General features: G+C 71.5%; 15 protein-coding genes. 9 read left to right on the top strand and 6 right to left on the bottom strand.

From position 1 onward, the window contains the following. Positions 1-137 precede the first annotated feature (137 nt). The 5 genes from Q0Z83_RS08490 to fxsT are packed head-to-tail and all read left to right on the top strand — an operon-like array spanning position 138 to position 8799. Entirely contained in the window at positions 138-2303 is a 2166-nt protein-coding gene (locus tag Q0Z83_RS08490; RefSeq protein WP_317793266.1) for an FxsB family cyclophane-forming radical SAM/SPASM peptide maturase, read from the top strand. Then, entirely contained in the window at positions 2300-3094 is a 795-nt protein-coding gene (locus Q0Z83_RS08485) for an aminoglycoside N(3)-acetyltransferase (RefSeq protein WP_317793265.1), read from the top strand. The genes Q0Z83_RS08490 and Q0Z83_RS08485 overlap by 4 nt, the downstream gene beginning before the upstream one ends. Then, positions 3091-3774, top strand: a complete 684-nt coding sequence (locus Q0Z83_RS08480) for a TIR domain-containing protein (protein ID WP_317793264.1) — start codon at positions 3091-3093, stop codon at positions 3772-3774. The genes Q0Z83_RS08485 and Q0Z83_RS08480 overlap by 4 nt, the downstream gene beginning before the upstream one ends. Beyond that, positions 3771-4946 (top strand): TIR-like protein FxsC, encoded by a 1176-nt coding sequence (locus tag Q0Z83_RS08475; protein ID WP_317793263.1) that lies wholly within the window; start codon positions 3771-3773, stop codon positions 4944-4946. The genes Q0Z83_RS08480 and Q0Z83_RS08475 overlap by 4 nt, the downstream gene beginning before the upstream one ends. Further along, a complete protein-coding gene (gene fxsT / locus Q0Z83_RS08470) occupies positions 4939-8799 on the top strand; it encodes an FxSxx-COOH system tetratricopeptide repeat protein (protein WP_317793262.1) in 3861 nt (1286 codons plus the stop codon). Before Q0Z83_RS08475 ends, fxsT begins: the two co-directional genes overlap by 8 nt. On the opposite strand, the gene Q0Z83_RS08465 is transcribed toward fxsT, so the two are convergent. Next, the gene (locus Q0Z83_RS08465) at positions 8796-9452 is read right to left on the bottom strand and encodes a response regulator (RefSeq protein ID WP_317793261.1); all 657 of its coding nucleotides are present in this window, start codon (positions 9450-9452) and stop codon (positions 8796-8798) included. The two genes, fxsT and Q0Z83_RS08465, sit on opposite strands and share 4 nt — an antisense overlap. Then, positions 9449-10672, bottom strand: a complete 1224-nt coding sequence (locus Q0Z83_RS08460; protein WP_317797054.1) for a sensor histidine kinase — start codon at positions 10670-10672, stop codon at positions 9449-9451. The genes Q0Z83_RS08465 and Q0Z83_RS08460 overlap by 4 nt, the downstream gene beginning before the upstream one ends. Positions 10673-10828: 156 nt before the next feature. Between Q0Z83_RS08460 and Q0Z83_RS08455 the strand changes: the two genes are divergently transcribed. Beyond that, positions 10829-11485 (top strand): ABC transporter ATP-binding protein, encoded by a 657-nt coding sequence (locus Q0Z83_RS08455; protein WP_317793260.1) that lies wholly within the window; start codon positions 10829-10831, stop codon positions 11483-11485. Next, positions 11482-13812, top strand: coding sequence for an ABC transporter permease (locus Q0Z83_RS08450; RefSeq protein ID WP_317793259.1), 2331 nt, complete (start codon positions 11482-11484; stop codon positions 13810-13812). The genes Q0Z83_RS08455 and Q0Z83_RS08450 overlap by 4 nt, the downstream gene beginning before the upstream one ends. 58 nt (positions 13813-13870) lie before the next feature. On the opposite strand, the gene Q0Z83_RS08445 is transcribed toward Q0Z83_RS08450, so the two are convergent. After that, the gene (locus Q0Z83_RS08445; protein ID WP_317793258.1) at positions 13871-14779 is read right to left on the bottom strand and encodes an alpha/beta fold hydrolase; all 909 of its coding nucleotides are present in this window, start codon (positions 14777-14779) and stop codon (positions 13871-13873) included. A 238-nt stretch (positions 14780-15017) separates the two neighbouring features. Between Q0Z83_RS08445 and Q0Z83_RS08440 the strand changes: the two genes are divergently transcribed. Then, entirely contained in the window at positions 15018-16400 is a 1383-nt protein-coding gene (locus Q0Z83_RS08440) for a class I SAM-dependent DNA methyltransferase (protein WP_317793257.1), read from the top strand. Further along, on the top strand, positions 16397-17653 hold the full coding sequence (locus Q0Z83_RS08435) for a restriction endonuclease subunit S (RefSeq protein ID WP_317793256.1): 1257 nt from the start codon (positions 16397-16399) through the stop codon (positions 17651-17653). Before Q0Z83_RS08440 ends, Q0Z83_RS08435 begins: the two co-directional genes overlap by 4 nt. Here the strand turns inward: Q0Z83_RS08435 and Q0Z83_RS08430 are convergent. The 3 genes from Q0Z83_RS08430 to Q0Z83_RS08420 are packed head-to-tail and all read right to left on the bottom strand — an operon-like array spanning position 17578 to position 20947. Beyond that, positions 17578-18492 (bottom strand): pectate lyase family protein, encoded by a 915-nt coding sequence (locus Q0Z83_RS08430; RefSeq protein WP_317793255.1) that lies wholly within the window; start codon positions 18490-18492, stop codon positions 17578-17580. The two genes, Q0Z83_RS08435 and Q0Z83_RS08430, sit on opposite strands and share 76 nt — an antisense overlap. Then, positions 18492-19409 (bottom strand): pectate lyase family protein, encoded by a 918-nt coding sequence (locus tag Q0Z83_RS08425; RefSeq protein WP_449701864.1) that lies wholly within the window; start codon positions 19407-19409, stop codon positions 18492-18494. Before Q0Z83_RS08425 ends, Q0Z83_RS08430 begins: the two co-directional genes overlap by 1 nt. A 2-nt stretch (positions 19410-19411) precedes the next feature. Beyond that, a complete protein-coding gene (locus tag Q0Z83_RS08420; protein WP_317793253.1) occupies positions 19412-20947 on the bottom strand; it encodes a pectate lyase family protein in 1536 nt (511 codons plus the stop codon). Positions 20948-20994: the final 47 nt, after the last annotated feature.

The raw sequence follows: 20994 nt of genomic DNA, 5'->3' as shown, positions 1-20994 counted from the left end.
GCGGGACGTCACCGGAATTGTCAATCGGATCATGCGGTCGGCCGCTCCGGCGGACCGGGTGGCGGCACGGGAGCGGCCTTCTGACGTCTCCGCGTTCCAGTCGGCCATCTGAGCGCGCGGCGCCGCCGGTCCGGCCGGTGCGCCAGTTCGTCCTCAAGGTTCACGAGCTCTGCAATCTGGCCTGCGATCACTGCTATGTCTACGAGCACGCGGACCAGACCTGGCGGGAGCGACCGGCGATCATGTCGGCGGCCGTGGCGGAGCGTACGGCGGCCCGGATCGCCGACCACGCGGCGCGGCACCGGCTGCCGGCGGTCGGGGTGGTTCTGCACGGCGGGGAGCCGCTGCTGCTGGGCCGGGCCCGGCTGCGGGAGATGCTGACGGTTCTCCGGTCGACGGTGAGCGCGGTGACCGATCTGGATCTGCGGATGCAGACGAACGCGATCCGGCTCGACGAGCCGATGGCCGAGCTGCTGCTGGAGTTCGGGGTCAAGGCCGGGGTGTCGCTGGACGGTGACCGGGCGGCCAACGATCTGCACCGGCGCTACCGCAACGGGGCGAGCAGCCACGACCGGACACTGCGCGGGCTGGCGCTGCTGCGGTCGCCGCGGTTCCGGGCCGCGTACGCCGGGATCCTGTGCACGATCGACGTGCGCAACGATCCGATCGCCGTCTACGAGGCGTTGCTGGCGCAGGAGCCGCCCCGGATCGACCTGCTGCTTCCCCACGCGACCTGGGACCGACCGCCGCCTCGTCCGGTAGGCGGTACCCCGTACGCCGAATGGCTCTCGAAGATCTATCGCCGTTGGTTGTCCGACGGGCGCCCGGTGCCGATCCGGCTGTTCGACGCGCTGCACGCCACCGCCGCCGGCCGGGACAGCGGCGTCGAGTCGGTCGGCGCCGACCGCGGTGACCTGGCGGTGGTCGAGACCGACGGGTCGTGGGAGCAGCCGGATTCGATGAAGACCGCGTTTCACGGGGCGGCCGCGACCGGGCTGACCGTTTTCGATTCCTCGGTCGACGACCTCGCCGGGACCCCGTCGATGCGACTGCGGCAGAGCGGCCTGGCCGGTCTGGCGGCGACGTGCCGCGCCTGCCCGGTGGTGGCCCGCTGCGGCGGCGGCCTGTTCGCGCACCGGTTCCGGGCCGGTTCCGGCTTCGACAATCCGTCCGTCTACTGCTCCGACCTGAAGGGACTCATCACCGCGATGGCGACCCCCGGCCCGTCCGATCTGCCCCGATCCGTCTTCGACGAGCTGGCCTCGGGCGGCGGCGGCGCGGACGCCGTCGCGCACCTGACCGCCGGCCAGGAGGCGATCACCAGATCGCTGCTGGTCGCGGCGGCGGATCGGCTGCCGGACGCGTCGTGGTCGCTGTTGGCCGAGATCGACGAGCAGAACCCGGCGGCGGTACGGCGGGTGCTGGCTCACCCGTTCGTCCGGGCGTGGGCGGTCCGTCTGCTGAGCGGGCACGACGGCCCGGACCGGTTCGCCGACGTGGTCGCGGCGGCCGCGGTGATCGCCGGGGTGGACGCGCGGGTGCCGGTCACCGTCCGCGACGGTCGGGTGCACCTGCCGACTCTCGGCACGCTGTCCGTGCCACCCGGGGTGACGAGCCTGACCATCCGCGGCGACCACGCGGCCCGGCTGACCCCGACCGCCACGGTGACGGCGGGTGATCTGAACGTGCGCCTGGAGGACACCGACCCGTACCGGGACTGCCACGGCTGGCCACCCACCGGCAGGCTGACCGCGACCGACCGGGCGGAGTGGGCGGACGTGCTGCGGGCGGCCTGGCCGGCGGTGCTACGCGACGCCCCCGAGCAGGCGGCCGGGCTGGCCGCGGGGCTCTCCGTGATCACCCCGCTGGTCCCGGACCCGGTGACTCTGCGCAGCGCCACGTCCCGGCAGGCGTACGGCGCGCTCGGCATCGCCCGTACCCCGGACCCGGCGGCGCTCGCGGTGATGCTGGTGCACGAGTTCCAGCACACCAAGCTGGGCGCCGTCCTCGACCTGATCGACCTGGTCGACCCGGACACCGACGTGCTGGTCGAGGTGGGTTGGCGGCCCGACCCGCGACCGGCCGAACTGGTGTTGCAGGGCATCTACGCACACCTGACGGTGGCCGGGATGTGGCGGCACCGGGCCGGGCGCGGCGAGGCGGGCGCGGAGAAGCACTACGACATGTACCGGGACTGGACCGTGACGGCGATCGGTCGCCTGTCCGGCTCGGGGGCGCTGACCGCGGACGGCCGACGGTTCCTGGACCGGCTGGCCGCGACGATCGAGGAGTGGCCGGGGTGAGACCGGACCGGGCGGGCCTGGTGGCCGATCTGCGGGCACTCGGGCTGCCCGCAGGCGACCTGGTGGTGCACGTGTCGCTGCGCCGCCTCGGCCCGCCGCCCGATGGCCCGCGGGCGCTGCTGGCGGCGCTGCGCGAGGTGGCCGGGCCGGACGCGACGATCGTGGTGCCCACGCACACCGCGCACAACTCGACGACCAGCCCGGTGTTCCGGGCGGCGACCCGCGGAATGGGTCCGTCGGAGCTGGCCCGCCATCTGGACGGCATGCCCGGCTTCACCCCGGCGATGCCGTCCACCGGGATGGGCGTGTTCGCCGAGCATGTCCGCACCGCGGCGGGTACCGTCCGCAGTGGACATCCACAGACGTCGTTCGCGGCCACCGGGCCGCGGGCGGCCGAGTTGATGGCGGTACACGACCTGGACTGTCACCTGGGCGAGCGGTCGCCGGTCGGCGCGCTCTACCGGGCCGGGGCACACGAGCTGATGATCGGCTGCGGCTGGGAACGGTGCACCGGCCTGCACCTGGCCGAGGCGCGGGTGCGGTGGCCGCGGCGCAAGCAGTACACCTGTTTCGTCGAACGCGACGGTAAGCGGGTCACCGAGCACTTCCTCGGCATCGACCACGACGACCGGGACTTCGCGGCGCTCGGGGCGGCCTTCGACCGTACCGGTGGCTCGCGGCGCGGCCGGATCGGGCGGACCGAGGCGCTGCTGACGCCGTTGCGCGAGGCGGTTGATTTTGCGGTGCGATGGTTGACTGACAACCGGCGATGGGAGGAGGACGGCGCGTGACCGGACCGATCGCGGACGACCCGGGCGCACCGGTGTTCTTCCTGAGCTACAACCGGCCGGACCGGACCCGTTCGGTCGGCCCGCCGCGCGAGCCCAGCCGCAACGTGATCCGGCTCTTCGACGACCTGAGCGAGCTGGTCAACGAGCTGATCGGCTCACCTGTCGGCGCGGATCCGGGCTTCCTGGACCTGGGGCGCGGCGGCGGTGAGCTGTGGCAGAAGACGGTGCTGCAGGCGGCCGGCACCTGCCAGGTGATGGTGTGCCTGGTCTCCTACCCGTACCTGTTCAACAGCACCTGGTGTCCGCGGGAGTGGGACGTGTTCGCGCGCCGCCGGGTGGTGCCGCGCGGCGGGCCGGTGCCGGGCAGCGAGAGCGCGATCGTCCCGGTGCTGTGGACCCCGTTCGAGCAGGCACTGCCGCCGCCGGTGGCGGCCGTGCGGATGTTCACCCCGACCGGGCTGCCGGAAGAGGACTGGATCGCCCGCTACCTGACCGACGGCCTGCTCGGCGTCGCCCGGACCGGGCAGACCGCGATCTACGACGCGATCGTCTGGCGGCTGGCCATGCACATCCAGCGCGTCCACGGCCGCTACCGGGTCGAACCGGCCGTCCCGGACGGTGTCGAGGGCCTGCGTACCAGCTTCACGGAGGGCACGTCTTTCACGGAGGGCACGTCATGAACCCGATCCCGCCGCCGGACCGCTGCCGCTTCTTCCTCTCGTACGCCAAGTCGGCCCCCGGCACGTCGTCCGGGAACCGGGACACCGACATCTGGGTCCGCAACTGCTTCGACGACCTGTCCACCGCGGTGGCCGGGCAGCTCGGCGCCGATCCGGCGACCGTCGGCTTCCTCGACGACCTGCTCGCCCCCGGCGCCACGTCGAAGGCGACGATCGCCGAGCAGTTGGGCCGGGCCGAGGTGTTCGTGCCGCTCTACTCCCCCGGCTACTTCCTCAAGTCGTGGCCGATGCGGGAGCGGGCGGTCTTCCTGGAGCGGCTCCAGCGGGTCTTCCCCGGTCGGCCGGCCCAGGCCCGGGCGCACATCGTGCCGGTGCTCTGGCTGCCGGTCACCGACCGGGCCCAGCAGGCCGAGGCGACCGCGGCGCTGCCGCTCGGCGCCGGCATCCCGGAGTACGCGGAGAACGGCCTGCGGGCGCTGGGCCGGCTCAGCCCCTACCGCCACCTCTACCGCCGGATCATCGACCGGCTCGCGCTGCGGATCGTCGAGGTGACCCAACGACGGTGGCTGCCGCCCGGCCGGACCCTGCCGTTCGACGAGGTTCCGGTGCCCGACCTACCGGCCAGGGAGACGCCGTTCGTGGTGGCGGTCAGCACCGGTCGCGGCGCCGCGGCGACCTGGCAGCCTTACGGCGGCACACCCGACGTGCCGGTCGCCGAGTTCGCCGCGACCCGGGCCGAGCAGCAGGGCCTCGCCGTGCGGATCGTCGACCGGGCCGACGAGCTGAAGATCCTGGACGACTCGCCGGCGATGATCCTGGTCGACCCGTGGCAGCCGGGTGGCGCCGCCGCACTCGACGTCCTCCGTGGTCACCTGCACCGCTGGGTCACCCCGGTGCTGGTGGCCGACCAGTCCGACCCGCGGTACCCGGGCCGCGGCGCGGAGCTCCTCGCGGAGGCGCAGGCGCGGCTCCAGGGGCTCGGCGCGGCCCGTGTCTACCATGCGCTCGATGTGGAACAGTTGGCCCGGCTGATGCCGTCGGTGGTGAGTGAGGCCCGCCGCCATTTCATCCGGCGGGCCGATGTGCAGCATCAGGAGGGCACCACCCGGCCACGCCTCGGCATCAACGACCCATCGCAACGAAGCGGATTCGAGAAGAGCGACGATGAGTGAGCAGCGGCCCGGCAAAGTGGTGACCTTCTACTCGTTCAAGGGTGGCACCGGGCGGACCATGGCACTGGCCAATGTGGCCTGGATCCTCGCCGCCAACGGTAAGCGGGTGCTGGTCACCGACTGGGATCTGGAGTCGCCCGGCCTGCACCGGTTCTTCGGGCCGTTCCTGCGGGCCGAGGCGGTGGAGGCGGCCAGCGGGGTCATCGACATGGTCCGCGCCTACGAGTGGGAGGCCCGGAACCCGCTCGAACCGGAGGACCTCCGCCGGCTGGCCCGGGTGCACACGCACGCGTTCTCGGTCGACTGGGACCACTTCCCCTCCGGCGGGCACCTGGACTTCCTCTCCGCGGGCCGGCAGAACCCGAAGTACGCGGCCAGCATCGCGGGCATGAACTGGGACGACTTCTACGAGAAGCTCGGTGGCGGCCGGTTCCTGGACGCGCTGCGCCAGGACATGCGGGCCAACTACGACTACACCCTGATCGACAGCCGGACCGGGCTCAGCGACGTGGCCTCGATCTGCACCGTCCAACTGCCGGACGTCCTGGTCAACTGCTTCACCCTGAGCGAGCAGGGCATCGTCGGCGCCTCCCAGGTGGCCGGCGACGTCGCCCAGAACACGTTGCGGCGCGACATCCGGATGCTGCCGGTGCCGATGCGGGTCGACCCGGCCGAGAAGGACAAGGCCGACGCCGGGCGGGCGCTGGCCATGCAGCGGTTCCCCGGTCTGCCCGACGGCATGTCACCGGCCGAGCGCAGCCGCTACTGGAACGCGGTGGAGGTGCCGTACCGGGCGTTCTACGCCTACGAGGAGATCCTGGCGACCTTCGGCGATCCGCCCGGGCAGACCACGTCGCTGCTCGCCGCGTACGAACGCCTCACCGCGAGCATCACCGGCGGTGAGGTGACCGCCATGCCGGTCCTCGACGAGGCCCTGCGGACCCGGACGGTGAACCGGTTCGTGCGGCAGACGCCGGTCACCGAGGAGGAGGTGACCCTGGAGTACGCGCCGGAGGACCTGGCCTGGGCCGAGTGGATCGGTGGCCTGCTGGCCGCCGCCGGGATCCGCGTGCACGACCTCGGTGGACACCCGTCGGGCGAGGTCACCGGGCGACGGATGACCCTGGTCTCGCACTCCACCGCCGGCGCTCCGAACGACGTGATGCCCCGCAACCGGGTCGACGCGCGACCCTCGCTGGCCGTGTACGTCGACGACATCTCGCCGTTGCCCGCCTATCCCCTCGCGGCGTCCGCGTTCATCAGCGGCAAGCCGATGGAACTGGCGATGGAGCGGGTGTTGCGCCTCGTCGGCCGCAGCGTCGGAGACATGGATCCGCAGGCGATCGGCGTCAGGTTTCCGGGCCGGCCGCCCGCGGTGTTCAACCCGCTGGTCCGCAACGCCCGGTTCACCGGCCGCGAGCAGGACCTGCGCGAACTACGGGCCCGGCTGCGCGGCGGCCGTCCGGTGGTGGTGTCCGGCAACCCGCCGCCGACGCTCCAGGTGGCGTTGCAGGGCATGGGCGGCATCGGGAAGACCCAGGTGGCCCTGGAGTACGCGCACCGGTTCAAGAACTCGTACGACGTGGTGTGGTGGGTCGATGCCGAGCAGACCAAGTTCATCGACATCGCCCTGTCCGACCTGGGCAAAGCACTCGGCCTGACCACACCGCAGACGAGCGTGCTGGACGCGGCCCGGTCGGTGATCAGCGCCTTGGAGCAGGGCAGCCCGCACACCCGCTGGCTGATCATCTTCGACAACGCCGAGGAGGTCGAGGAGGTTCTGCCGTTCCTGCCGCACGGCCCCGGCCACGTGCTGATCACCTCCCGCAACCGAGAGTGGGGCGAGCGGGCGCAGCCGATGACCATCGACGTGTTCCAGCGTCACGAGAGCGTCGCCCACCTCAAGGCGCGTGTCGCCACCATCCGTACCGACCAGGCCGAACGGATCGCGGTGGCGCTCGGTGACCTGCCGATCGCGGTGGCAGCCACCGGTGCATGGCTCGCCGAGACCGGTGAGCAGGTCAACGAGTACCTGCGCCGGGTCGAGCGGGAAGGCCCGGACCGAACCGTCGACCAGGTGTGGAGCCTGTCGCTGGAACTGCTCCAGGAGCGGTCCCCGGCGGCGTATCGGCTACTCCAGCTCTGCTCGATCCTGGCCCCGGAGATCACCCTCGACCTGGTCATCAGCGACGAACTGGCCGAGTTGCTGGGCCGCTACGACAAGGAGATGTCGGTCCGGCTCTACCGGCACGCGCTGGTCCAGCACATCAACCGGCTCGCGCTGCTGAAACTCGACCGGGCGCGCAGCCAGATCCAGGTACACCGGCTCCTGCAGCACGTGGTCCGCAACCGGATGTCCCCGCAGGAGCTGCGCCAGGCCCGGCACGAGATCCACCTGGTTCTGGCCGGGCTGCGGCCGCGTGACGAGATCGACGACTCCCGGTCGTGGCCCCGGTTCCGGATGCTGTGGCCGCACCTGGAGATGTCCGACGCGGCCGAGTGCGACGACGAGCAGGTCCGCCAGCTGATGATCGACCGGGTGCGGTACCTCTGGTACAACGGCGCCCTGCCCGAGGGTCGCCAGCTCGGCGAGCAGGTCGACCGCCGATGGAACGAGATGCTGCTCGACCAGACCGACGAGGCCGGCCGGACGTCGCTGCGCCGCCAGATCCTCAACCTGCGGTTCAACGTCGCCAACATCCTGCGCGAATCGGCCCACTTCGAGGAGGCCCGCGCCCTCGACGAGCGGGTCCTCGCCGAACAGTCCGAACTGCTCGGCCCGACCCACCCGCACACCCTGATGACAGCGGGTGGCCTCGGCGGTGACCTGCGGGCACTGGGTCGGTACAGCGAGGCGCAAGAACGTGACGAGAAGACCTACGCCGCCTGGATGGACTACTTCGGCGAGGACTCGTCGCGAACCCTGTCCGCGCTCAACAACCTGGCCACCACCCAGCGACTCGCCGGTGACTTCCGCGCGGCGCGGGCCCGCGACGAGGAACTCTACGAGCGGAACAAGACGATCAACGGCGAGGACCATCCGCGTACGCTCGGCACCGGCACCAACCTCGGCCGTGACCTGCGTGAAGCCGGCGAGTACCACCTCTCCGCCGAGCTGCTGGAAGAGATCGCCCACAAGCACGAGCGGGTGTTCGGTTCGTCCTCGTACCGGACGCTCAGCGCCAAGGCCAACTGGGCGGTGTCATTGGGTTCGCTCGGCCGCCAGCGGACCGCGGCGGCCCTTCTGGAAGAGGCGTACGAGCAACTCAATGAGGTGGTCGGGCCCACTCACCCGGACACCCTGGCCTGCCGTCTGAGCCGGGCCGTCAGCCTGCTGGCCGGTGGCGAGGTGAGCAGCGCCATCAGCGAACTGGAGGAGGTGCGCCTGGCCTACGGTGCGAGCCTGGGCCTGCGGCATCCACACACCCTGGTCTGTCTGAACAACCTGGCCGCGGCGCACCGGGCCAAGGGCGAACTGGCCACGGGTCTGGAGTTCGCCCGGCAGGCGGCCCGGGAGCTCGGTGACGTGCTCGGGGCGCGGCATCCGTACACGCTGGCGGCCGAGCTGAATCTGGCCGTGCTGCACGCCGAGACCGGCGAACTGGCCACCGCGCTGCGCATGATCGAGCCGACCATGCAGCGGCACCGCGAGGTGCTCGGTCCGGATCATCCGGACACGCTGCGCTGCGCCGCCAACCGGGCGCTGATGCGCCGCGCGGCGCACGAACCGATCATCGAGGACGCCGACGTCGCCGACCGGATGGAACACGCCCTCGGCGGCTCCCACCCGGCGGTGGTCGCCCTCGGCCAGCGCCGTTACCTGCACCGCATGCTCGACCCGCACCCGTTCTAAGGAGTGATCAGGCCGGTCCGGTAGGCCAGCACGACCGCCTGCACCCGGTCGCGGAGGCCGAGTTTGGCCAGGATGCGGGCGACGTGGGTCTTCACCGTGGCCTCGGACAGGTGCAGGTGGGCGGCCAGCTCGGCGTTGCTCAGGCCCTCGGCCAGCAGCCGTAGCACCTCCAGCTCGCGTGGGGTCAGGACGGCCAGGTCACGGTGCCGGGCCGGAGCGGGGTCGCGGTGGGCGAACCGTTCGACGAGGCGGCGGGTGATGGCCGGGGCGAGCAGCGCGTCCCCGGCCCGGACCATCCGCACCGCCGCGACCAGGTGCTCCGGGGTGACGTCCTTGAGCAGGAAGCCGCTGGCCCCGGCGGTCAGTGCGGCGTACACATAGTGGTCGAGGTCGAAGGTGGTCAGCATCAGCACCCGCGGGTCGTCGTCACCGCCGGCGACGATGCGGCGGGTCGCCTCCAGGCCGTCCAGGTCGGGCATCCGGATGTCCATCAGCACCACGTCGAGCCGGATCCGTCGGACCGCGTCGACCGCCTCCAGCCCGTTGACCGCCTCGGCGACCACGTCGATGCCGTCGGCCGACAGGATCATCCGGAAACCGGCCCGGACCAGCGCCTGATCGTCGGCGATCACCACCCGCAGGGGTCCGGTCACGTGTCCTCCAGGGGGATCCGGGCGTCGACCCGGTAACCGCCGGACACCCGTGGCCCGGCGCGCAGGGTCCCACCGTAGACGGCGAGCCGTTCGCGCAGTCCGATCAGTCCATACCCGCCTCCGGTGGCCGCCTGCGTGCCGGCCCGGCCGCCGGTGTCGGTCACTTCGACGCGCAGGTGGTCGTCGCCGTACTCGACGTGCACGGCCGCGCCGGCCCCGGCCGCGTGCCGGATCGTGTTGGTCAGCGCCTCCTGGGCGACCCGGTAGGCGGTCAGCGCGATCCCGGCGGGCACCGGCCGGGGGCGCCCGGAACGGGTCAGCGTGACCGGCAGCCCACTCTCCCGGACCCGCCCGACCAGCGCGTCCAGCTGGTCCAGGCCCGGCTGCGGAGCCAGGTCGGGGTCGTCCTGCGCCATCGTGAGCAGGCCCATCACGTGCCGCAGCTCGGTCATCGCGGCCCGACCGCCGGCCTCGATCGCCAGCAGGGCCTCGCGGGTCTGGCCGGGTGCGGTGTCGAGCACCTTACGGGCGGCGCCGGCCTGGATGACCATCATGCTGACGTTGTGGGTGACCACGTCGTGCAGCTCTCGGGCGATCCGGGCGCGTTCGTGCTCGGCGGCCCGATCGAGTGCCTCGATCTGCTCGCGTTCCAGCTCGGCCATCCGTTTCCGGTCGTCGTCGGCCTGGCTCCGCCAGCGGCGCAGCCCGTTCGCCGCGATCGCGATCGTGGTCAGGATCAGCAGCGGCACGAACGACGGCGGCACGCCCGGTGGCCCGTCCTCCAGGTTGCCGTAGAGCAGGATCGCCACCGGCAGCCCGGCCAGCGCCACGATCCGGTACGGGCTGTGGACGACCGCGGTGTAGGCGGCGATCACGCAGCTGTAGAAGGACAGGCGCAGGGCGGCGTCGTCCTCGGCGACCAGCGGTGCCATGGCCATCACCACCCACAGCACCGGCAACGGATAGCGGCGGCGCAGCACCAGCGGCGCCACCACGAGCAACAGCACCACCATCGCGGCGCTGCCGTCGTCGGGTCGGATCGGCTCGAACAGTGGCTCCGGCAGGCCGGGGGCGGGCGCCCGCTGCGGACCGACCCGGGTCACACCGGCGGAGACGGCGGCGGCGATCAAAGCCGCCGCCACGAGCACGTCGAAGACCTGGCCACGCCACGACAACGGTGGCAGTGTGCCGGAACGGCGCAGCAGGCGGCCCACGTCCATCACCGCCCCAGTATCGCCGCCGGAGTCCGCCCGCGAATCCATCTCCGGTCTACATCGGAAGGATGACGGCCGTCGCGAAGATGCCTCCTCGGGCTGACGCATGGCCGGTGGCGCCGAACCTAGCGTTCGAGCCCTCACCGACTTCAGGAGGACTCGATGATCGAGTTGCGCGATGTGACCCGTCGATACGGCGACGGGCCACCGGCACTACGCGACGTGTCGCTGACCATCGCCGCGGGCGAGGCGGTGGCGATCCTGGGCCCGTCCGGGAGTGGCAAGTCGACGCTGCTCAACCTGGTCGCCGGCCTGGACGTACCGAGTGCCGGTTCGGTCACCGTGGACGGGATCCGGGTCGACACGCTCAGTGAGGCCCGGTCCGCCCGGTATCGCCGGACCACGATCGGGATGGTGTTCCAGTTCTTCAACCTGCTGGACGACCTGACCGTCGCCGACAACGTGACGCTGCCCGCCCAGCTGGCCGGGATGTCGCGGGGCGCCGCCCAGCGCCGGGCCGCCGAACTGCTCGGCACCCTGGGGGTGGACCGGCACGCGACGGCCTATCCGGGTCGGCTGTCCGGCGGCGAGCGGCAGCGGGTCGCGGTGGCCCGGGCGCTGATGAACCGGCCGGCGTTGTTGCTGGCCGACGAACCGACCGGTGCCCTCGACTCGGCCTCCGGCGAGGACGTCCAACGACTCTTCAACGACCTGCACGCGGACGGGCAGACGATGGTCCTGGTCACCCACGACACGGCGCTCGCCACGGCGTGTGCCACCCGTACCGTGCGGCTGGAGGACGGGCAGGTCGCCCGGTGAGCGTGCTGAGCCGGTTGGTGCGTTCCGGGATCGGTCGGCGCCGGGTGCAGACGGTCGTGATCGCCCTGGTCACGCTGATCGCGGTGACGTCGTCGGTGCTCGGCGGCACCCTGCTGGTCGCGTCGACCGCCCCGTTCGACAGGGCGTTCGAGCAGCAGCACGGCGCCCACCTGACCGTGCAGTTCGACGCCGCGAAGGTCACCGCGGATCAGCTGGTGGCGTCGGCGCGGGCGGGCGGGGTGTCCGAGACCGCCGGGCCGTTCCCGACCGCGACGATCGATCCGGTCGACGACGACCGCGAGCCGGTCGCGCCGTTCGTGGTGGCCGGCCGGGCGCAGCCGACCGGCGGAATCGACGCGGTCACCCTGGTCCGCGGCCGGTGGGCCACGAAGCCGGGCGAGATCGTGCTGTTCGACGACGGCCGCTCGCGCAGCCGTTCGCGGTCCGTCGGCCGGGTGTGGACACTGGCCGACCTGCCCGGCGGCCCGACGCTGACGATCGTCGGGCACGCCCGGTCGATCAGTGCGACGGCCGGCGGCTGGGTGGTCCCCGAGCAGTTCGCCACACTGACGCCGACCGGCCGTCAGATGCTGTACCGGCTCACCACGGCCGGCACCGACGCACAGGTCGAGGCCGGGCGGGCCGCCGTGGCCGCGACCCTGCCGGCCGGGGCGCTGACCGCGTCCCGATCGTGGCTGATCGCCCGGCAGGACGCCGCCGGTGAGGCGGCACTGTTCGTGCCGTTCCTGATGGCGTTCGGGGTGATCGGGTTGGCGATGGCGGTGCTGATCGTCGGCAACGTGATCGCCGGGGCGGTCAGCACCGGCATCCGCCGGATCGGCATCCTCAAGGCGCTCGGCTTCTCCCCCGGCCAGGTGACCCGTGCTTATCTGGCGCAGGCGCTGATCCCGGCCGCCGTGGGCGCGCTGATCGGGGTGCTGGCCGGCAACGCGCTGGCCGTCCCTGTGCTGGCGCAGACCAACGACCTCTACGGCACCAGCGACTCCGGGGTGGAACCGTGGGTGGACGTCGCCGTCCTGGCCGGGATGCTGGGCCTGGTGGCGGTGACCGCGCTGGTGGCGGCGTCCCGGGCCGGGCGGTTGCGGACCGTCGACGCGCTCGCGGTCGGCCGGACCCCGTCGGCCGGGCGCGGCCGGTGGGCGGCCCGGCTGACCGCGCGGCTGCCGCTGCCCCGGCCGGTGACGCTGGGGCTGGCGCATCCGTTCGCCCGCCCGGTCCGGTCGGCGACGATCGTCACGGCGATCGGGTTCGGCACCGCGGCGGTGGTCTTCTCGGTCGGGCTGGCCGCCTCACTCCACCAGATCCAGGCCGCCGAGGCGCTCGCCGACGTGACGGTGGAGGCCGGGCAGCGGGAGGGGCCGAAGCGCGTCGAGCACGAGACCGGCAAGCCGGTCGACACCGCGGCGGTGCACCGGGCGATCACCGGTCAGGCCGGCACCCGGGGTCACTGCGGCACGGTGCGTGCCGAGGTGAGCTCGCCCGCGCTGACCGGCGAGCTGGAGACCCTGGCCACCACCGGCGGCGACTGCGCGGAGTCGTACCGGCTGGTGAACGGCTCCTGGTATGCCGGGCCGGGGGAGATCGTGGTGGCGACACCGTTCCTGACCCGCACCGGCACCGCGGTCGGCGACACGGTCACGCTGACCTACGCCGGAGCGCCGGTCACCGTGCGGATCGCCGGGGAGGCGTTCAACACCGAGAACGACGGCCTGCAGATCCTCACCCCGATCGAGACGTTCGCCGATCCGGAGCTGCGGCCCCGGGAGTTCCGGGTCTACCTGGAGCCGGGCACCGACGTGGCGGCCTACCGCGATGAGCTGGACATCGCGCTGGCCCCGCAGGGCGCGTTCGTCGGGATGACCGAGCAGGGCACCCCCGAGGCCATTCTGATCATCAACAGCCTGACCGCGCTGCTGTCGCTGCTGCTGGTGGCGGTGGCGGCGCTGGGTGTGCTCAACACGGTGGTGCTGGAGACCCGGGAGCGGGTGCACGATCTCGGCGTGCACAAGGCGCTCGGGATGGCCCCGCGGCAGACGATCGCCATGGTGATCGCGTCGGTGGTGGTCACCGGTCTGGCCGGCGGGGCGTTGGGCGCACCGGTGGGGCTGTGGCTGCAGCAGACGATCGTGACCGAGATGGCCTGGTCGGCCGGTTTCCGGCTGCCGACGGCGATGCTTCACACCTATCAGCCCTGGCAGCTGCTGCTTTTCGGGCTCGGCGGCCTGGTGATCGCCGTCCTCGGCGCGCTGCTGCCGGCCGGCTGGGCAGCCCGCACCCGGACCGCGACCGCGCTGCGCACCGAATAAAAAGCACCGACAAAAAGCACCGAACAAAAACACCCGGACCGCGCACCGCGTGACCGGGTCAGTGCCGGGCGGCCACCAGCGGCCGCCCGGCGACCAGCCAGTGCAGCACCTCGGGTAGCACCTCGACCGCGCCGAAGTGCGCTGTCGACGCCTGGATCCGGACCTCCGCCTGCGGGATCTGCTCGGCCAGCCAGCGGGCGTGACTGACCGGCGAGAAGTTGTCGTCGGCGCCGTGCCAGATCAGCACCTCGCCGGTGACCTCGGAGAGCTGGAACTCCCACGCCGACCGGAACGCGGCGACGTCGTCGATCCAGCCGAACGGGCCCTGGGCGAACGCCTCCACATACGTCTCGGTGAGCAGCCGCCGGATCGCGATGTCGTCGACCACCTGCCGGTCCGCGGCGGTCATCTGGCGGCGCAGATTGTCGACCATGAACTCCGGGTCGCGGCGGGCCCGGTCGGCCAGCAGTCGGAGCCGCTCGACGTGTTTCGGCCAATCGTTGTCGGCCGTCTCATACTCCCGGACGTTGCCGTCGGTCATGCCGTTGAGCCAGTCGAGGCCCTCGGCGTCGGACGGGGCGATCCCGACGAGCACCGCGGTGCGGCTCACCCGCTCCGGCAGCCGGGCCGCCGCGGCCAGGGCGTGCGGGCCGCCGCCGGACCGGCCGACGACCGCGAACCGCTCCAGGCCGAGCCCGTCGGCGATGGCCCCGATGTCCTCGGCGGCGTCGGCGACCGAGCGTTTCGGATGGCGGGTGGAGCCGCCGTAGCCGGGCCGGTCGTAACTGATCAGCTGGATGCCGAGGCGGTAGAGGACGCTGCCGCGTGGGCGCGGGCCGATCCGGCTGCCGGGCGATCCGTGCAGCAGGAACACCGGTGAGCCGTCCGGATGACCGGTCACCTCGAAGGTGAGGACACGGTCGTCCCGGGTCTCGATCTGATGTCGGCTCACCCGGTCCTGGGACACGCGCACTCCCTGTCCATCGATCGTTGCCGCGGCGAGCGACAATGCCAGCGTATTTCATCGACCGTCGTCACCGGAACGGTCCGGAAGACCAGGTCTTCCCACCGATTACGGCCCGATTCTGACACGGCGCGGATTTCCGTTAGGTGAAATCGCCCGCGTGCCGCCGGGTAGTACGTGCCGGGTCACCCCCTCGGTTCGACGTACGGTACGGGTTCCCCCGCGACAGAACGGACCAGAGTTGATCCAGGACATCCTGTGGAAGGCGGCGAACAAGCTGCGCGGCTCGATCGACGCCGCCCAGTACAAGGAGTTCGTGCTCGGGCTGGTCTTCCTCAAGTACGTCTCGGACACCGCGGGCAGCGTGTTCCAGGTGCCGGCCGACGCCCGCTGGGAGCACCTGGCCGCGCACACCGGCGACCGGATCGGAGCGCCGCTGGACGCCGCGATGGACGCGATCATGCGGGCGAACCCGGCGTTGGCCGGGGTGCTGCCGCGGATCTTCGACCGGGACAACGTCGACCAGGACCGGCTGCGGGAGCTGGTCGGCGTGATCGGCGACGCCCGGTTCACCGGGGACGCCCAGGACGTGCTGGGTGAGGTGTACGAGTACTTCCTGGAACGGTTCGCCCGCGCCGAGGGCAAACGGGCCGGCGAGTTCTACACCCCGGCCAGCGTGGTGCGACTGCTGGTGGAGATGCTGCGGCCGGACCACGGCCGGGTGTACGACCCGTGCTGCGGCTCCGGCGGCATGTTCGTGCAGGCCGGCCGGCGGAAACGGATCACCGTCTTCGGGCAGGAGGCGAACGAGCGCACCTGGCGGCTGGCGAAGATGAACCTGGCGATCCACGGCATCGATCCGCACGGCCTCGGCGACCGCTGGGCGGACACCTTCACCGACGACCGGCATCCGGCTCTGCTCGCCGACTTCGTGCTGGCCAACCCGCCGTTCAACATGAGCGACTGGCCGCGGCGCCAGGACGACCCGCGCTGGCGGTACGGGCTGCCCCCGCGCGGCAACGCCAACTACGCCTGGCTGCAGCACATCATCGCGAAACTCGGTCCGACCGGCCGCGCCGGTGTGGTGCTGGCCAACGGCTCGATGTCGTCACGGCCGGCCGGTGAGGGCGGCATCCGCCGGGCGATCGTCGAGGACGACCTGGTGGAGTGCATGGTGGCGCTGCCGCCGAACCTGTTCCGCACGACCGCGATCCCGGCCTGCGTCTGGTTCCTGTCCCGGGACAAACGTGAGCGCAGCGGGCAGGTGCTGTTCATCGACGCGCGCGGGCTGGGCACGATGACCGGCCGGACCGAGCGGGTGCTGACCGACACCGACGTCATGCGCGTCGCGGATACCTTCCACGCCTGGCGCAACCCCACGATCAACACCACCATGTCGTACGAGGACACGCCCGGCTTCGCCTACGCGGCGAACCTCGACGAGATCCGGCAACGTGACCACGCGCTGAGTCCGGGGCGGTATGTGGGCACTCCGGGCACCGACCCGGCCGCCGAGCCGCTGCCCGACCGGATCGCCCGCCTGACGAAGGAGTTGGAGGCGTGCCTGGACGAGTCGCGCCGCCGGGAGGACGTGCTCCGGGACCGCCTCCGGGATCTGCCGTGACCCGTCGTCCGTACCGTGACCTGGTGCTCTTCGCTCGTGGCGGTGGCTGGGGCGCCGACCGGGAGACCGACGGGCACGCCCCGGTGGCGGTGATCCGGGGCACCGACTTCGCGGCGGTGCGCTCCGGCCGTACCGAATCGGTCCCGCGCCGTTGGGAGAAACGCACCCTGATCGAACCGCGGCGGGTGCGGCCCGGTGACGTCCTGCTGGAGATCTCCGGCGGCAGCGCCGCCCGGGGCCAGAGCACCGGCCGGGCGCTGTTCATCGGTCCGGATGTGCTGCCGGCGTTCGAGCATCCGGTGATTCCGGCGAGTTTCTGCCGCCTCGTCCGTTTCGACACGACCGTGGTCGACGCCCGGTACGCCTACTACGGCCTGCGGGACATGTATCTGTCCGGGCGGGCCGGCGACTACGAGAACCAGTCGACCGGGATCGCGAACTTCCAGTTCGGGCGGTTCCTGGACGCCGAACTGCTGCGCGTGCCGCCGCTGGCCGACCAGCGCCGGATCGTGGCGGTGCTGTCCGCGCTGGACGACAAGATCGAGATCAACGACCGGGTGGTGACCGCCTACGAGGAGTTGCTGCGGGCCGCGTTCGAGGCCCTCGCGGTCACCGGCGGCGGCACCGTGCCGGTGACCGAACTGGTCGAGTTCAACCCGCGGACACCGCGACCGGATCGCGACGGTGCGCCGTACGTCGACATGGCCGCCCTGCCCACCCACGTCGCCGGGATCCGCTCGTGGTCACGCCGTCCGCCGCGCGGTGGCAGCCGGTTCCGCAACGGCGACACGCTGCTGGCCCGGATCACCCCGTGCCTGGAGAACGGCAAGACCGGCTACGTCGACTTTCTCGACGACGACGAGACGGCGACCGGGTCGACCGAGTTCATCGTGCTGCGGGCCCGGCCCGGCGTGCCGCCGCAGTTCCCGTACTTCCTGGCCCGGGACGTGCGGTTCCGGGATCACGCGGTACGCAAGATGGCCGGGTCGTCGGGGCGGCAGCGGGTGAACGCCGCCGACGCCGCCGACTTCCGGATCACCGTGCCCGATCCGCGGCGTCTGGCCGCGTTCGGTGCGCGGGCCGGTGCGGCGTTCACGCACATGGCCGCCCTGCGCACCGAGACGCGAGCCCTGGAGACGCTGCGGGACACCCTGCTGCCGGAGCTGATGTCCGGCCGTCAGATCCTGCCCGCCCCGGCGCCCGCCGACACCAGCGACGGGACCGACGAGGCCGGATCCAGCGTGTACGAGTAGTAGGTGGACGGTTCGACGACGGTCCCGCCGGCCTGGCAGGCGCCGGACGAGGTGAACACGTTCGACCGCTGGACCAGCCGGCCCGGCCCGCTGTCGGCGTACCCGCCGGTGGAGAAGCACGGGTACGGCACGTTCGCGAAGTGGTTGGCCTCGGCCACCACACCGCCGTTCATCGTGGACGCGATGCCGTACAGCTCGTTGCCGTCGAAGTAGTTGTTGTAGACGTGCACCGGCTCACCGAACCGGACCCGCGGATGCCGCTGCCGCGACCCGTCGAACCAGTTGTGGTGGATGGTCACCTTCAGATGGCCGACGTCGGTGCCGGACGCCCCGTCGGAGTGGCCGATCAGCATGCTCTTGTCGGTACCGGCGAAGTGGTTCCACGACACGGTCACGTAGTCGGCACCGCGCACGATGTCGATCGACCCGTCGACCGGGCGCACGAAGGTGTTGTGGTCGATCCAGATGTGATGCGACTGCTGACCGACATTGATCGCGTCGTCCTCGGCGTCGACGAAGGTCAGATTCCGGACGATCACGTTGTACGACTTGTAGAAGTCGAAGCCGCCGCCGGTGATCGTGGCGTTCGAGCCGAGGCCGACGATCGTCTTGTTCGGGCGGACACCCTGTTTACTGGTGATCGCGATGGTCCCGGACACCTGGATGACCAGCGGACCGACCGTGTCGATCGCGGTCAGCAGTTCGTCGGTCGTGTCGACGACCACGGTGGCCCCGCCGACCCCGCCGGTGGTGCCGGCCGCGAACCCGTCCGGGGCGGCGGCCGCCATCGGGTTCACCAGGCCGGAACCGAGAAGAAGCGCTGCCAGAATGCCGTGCATCAGATCCTCCCTGTGCCCGCGCCGGCCATGACCAGCGACGGGACCGACGTCGCCGGGTCCAGCGAGTACGAGTAGTAGGTGGACGGCTCGACCACGGTTCCGCCGGCCTCACAGACGCCCGAGCCGGCGAACGCGTTGGCCCGCTGCACCAGCCGGCCCGGGTTGCTCTCGGCGTAACCACCCGTCGAGTGGCACGGGTAGGGCACGTTCTCGAAGTAGTTGCCCTCGGCCACCACCCCGGCGTTCTCGGTGGACGCGATCCCGTACAACCCGATGTTGCGGTAATAGTTGTTGTAGACGTGCACCGGCTCACCGAACCGCACCCGCGGATGCCGCTGGTTGGAGCCCTCGAAATAGTTGTGGTGATAGGTGACCCGCAGATAGCCGACGTCCGCGGTGTACGTGTCCGAGTGCCCGAGCAGCATGGTCTTGTCGGTCCCGGCGAACCGGTTCCAGGACACGGTCACGTTCGTCGACTGCCGTTTGATGTCCAGCGAGCCGTCATAGCCGGGCAGGAACTCGTTGTGGTCGATCCACACGTGGTGCGCCTTGTTGGTGACGCTGATCGAGTCGTCCGAGGCGTTGCTGAACCTGATGTTCCGGATGATCACGTTGTTGCCGGGCCGGGTGGTCGTGCCCAGTTGCAGGCCACCACCGGTGATCTCAGCGGTCGACCCGACCCCGAGGATGCTCTTGTTCGCGACCACCGTGATCATGCCGCTCGCCGTGATCCGGCCGCTGACCATGATGGTGTACGGGGTGTTCGCACCGGCGTACCGGGCGAGTTCGGCCGCGGTGGTGACGGTCACGGTCGGACCGGCCACTCCCCCGGTCGTACCCGTCGCGAAGCCGTCGGCGGTCGCGGCGGTGACCGGAACGGCCGGCAGGGCCAGCAGCGCCGCGAAGAGTCCATGCAGCATCACAGTCTCCCCACGCCCGCGCCGGCGGTGACGATCGACTTGACCTGATTCGGGTCGTCGAGGGTGTAGGCGTAGTACGTGGACGGTTCCTGGACGGTTCCGCTGCAGTCCGGGGCCCCCGACTCGCCCACGAAGACGTTGTTGCGGGCCACGCAGCGGCCGGCCGGTCCGGCGTACGTGTTGGTGACCGGCTCCTCGACGTCTTCGAAGTAGTTCCCCTCGACCACGCAGCCCGCGTTGTTCTGGCAGGCCACACCGGTGTCGGTGTTGTACACGTAGTAGTTGTTGTAGACGTGCACCGGCTCACCGAACCGCACCCGCGGGTTGCGCTGCGGAGTCCGGTCGAACCAGTTGTGGTGGTAGGTCACCTTGAGCCGCCCGGTGTCCTGCGCGCCGTTCGCGTCGTCGTGGCCGAGCAGCATGTTCTTGGTGTGCTGGTGGGTGTGGTTCCACGACACGGTCACCAGCGACGAGCCGCGCTTGACGTCGATCAGCCCGTCGTAGCCCTGCGCCAGGTCGTTGTGGTCGATCCACACGTGGTGCGAGAACATCTGCACGTTGATCGAGTCGTCACTGGCGTTGCGGAACGACAGGTTCTGGACGATCACGTTGTGCACGGCGTTCGCGGGTGGTGCCGTCACGTCCGACACCGGCAGCCCGATGTTGAAGCCGCCGCCGGTGATCCCGGCCGTCGCGCCGACCCCGACTATCGACTTGTCGCTGGTCACGTCGTACATGCCGGCCGGCAGGGTGATCGTGCCGACCACGCAGATGGTCAGCGGGCCGGTCGTGGCGATCGACGAGAGCAACTCGGCGGCGGTGTCCACCTGCACGGTCGGCCCGCCCGCGCCACCGGTCGTCCCGGCCGCGAACCCGGTCGCCGTGCCGGTGACCGCGCATCCGCCGGGCGGCGGCGGGGTCGGTGACGTCGGCGAGGTCGACGGGCCCGGCCCGGGCGCCGTGGTGTCCACGGTGACGTCGTCGAAGCCCGCATTCGAGGTGGTGGTGACCAACCCGATCCGCCCCGAGCCGAACGTGCCGTCGGTGGCCGACAGCACCTGGATGCCGTCGACGTGCCCGGTCAGCGTGTTGCCGCGCACGGTGAGTGCCAGGGTGCGCCACGTTCCGGCGCCGACCGGCGCGGTGCCGAGACTGGTCGCGGTCCCGCCGGAGACCCGCAGGAGCTGGGCGGTGCCCGCGGCGGTGACCACGAGCGTGTAGTACTGGCTGGTCGAGGTGGCGCGGGCGGCCACCCCGGCGGTTCCGGTGGTGTTCACTCTCGCCCGCACGGTGTAGTCGGTCCACGAGGTGGTGCCGGCCAGCGCCCGGGCGGTGCCGCTAGTCGAGGTCTGCTGATAGACGCCGCCGACGACCGACCAGGCGCCGCCGTTACGGCTCCAGCCGGCCGCGTCGCCGTCGTTGAAATCGTCGCCGAAGAGAGTCTCGGCACGGGCCGGACCGCTGAACACCGCGCTCAGGAGCACGGCGGAGGCGGCCACCGCGACACTGCCGGTGAACCATCGAGCTCGTCTCATCTTCTCGTCCTTGCGCCGTTGGGGGAACGGGGACGGGCGCGCGGAGT

This window comes from Actinoplanes sichuanensis, from assembly GCF_033097365.1.
GTDB classification, from domain to species: Bacteria; Actinomycetota; Actinomycetes; order Mycobacteriales; family Micromonosporaceae; genus Actinoplanes; species Actinoplanes sichuanensis.
Note: the sequence above shows the minus strand (reverse complement) of the source record. Positions and strands in the feature narration are given on the sequence as shown.

Excerpts from the sequence above, each read along its gene's own strand:
- Q0Z83_RS08475 (WP_317793263.1), top strand. The coding sequence starts at position 3,771 with ATGAACCCGATCCCGCCGCCGGACCGCTGCCGCTTCTTCCTCTCGTAC.
- fxsT (WP_317793262.1), top strand. The coding sequence starts at position 4,939 with ATGAGTGAGCAGCGGCCCGGCAAAGTGGTGACCTTCTACTCGTTCAAG.
- Q0Z83_RS08460 (WP_317797054.1), bottom strand. The coding sequence starts at position 10,672 with ATGGACGTGGGCCGCCTGCTGCGCCGTTCCGGCACACTGCCACCGTTG.
- Q0Z83_RS08455 (WP_317793260.1), top strand. The coding sequence starts at position 10,829 with ATGATCGAGTTGCGCGATGTGACCCGTCGATACGGCGACGGGCCACCG.
- Q0Z83_RS08430 (WP_317793255.1), bottom strand. The coding sequence starts at position 18,492 with ATGCACGGCATTCTGGCAGCGCTTCTTCTCGGTTCCGGCCTGGTGAAC.
- Q0Z83_RS08420 (WP_317793253.1), bottom strand. The coding sequence starts at position 20,947 with ATGAGACGAGCTCGATGGTTCACCGGCAGTGTCGCGGTGGCCGCCTCC.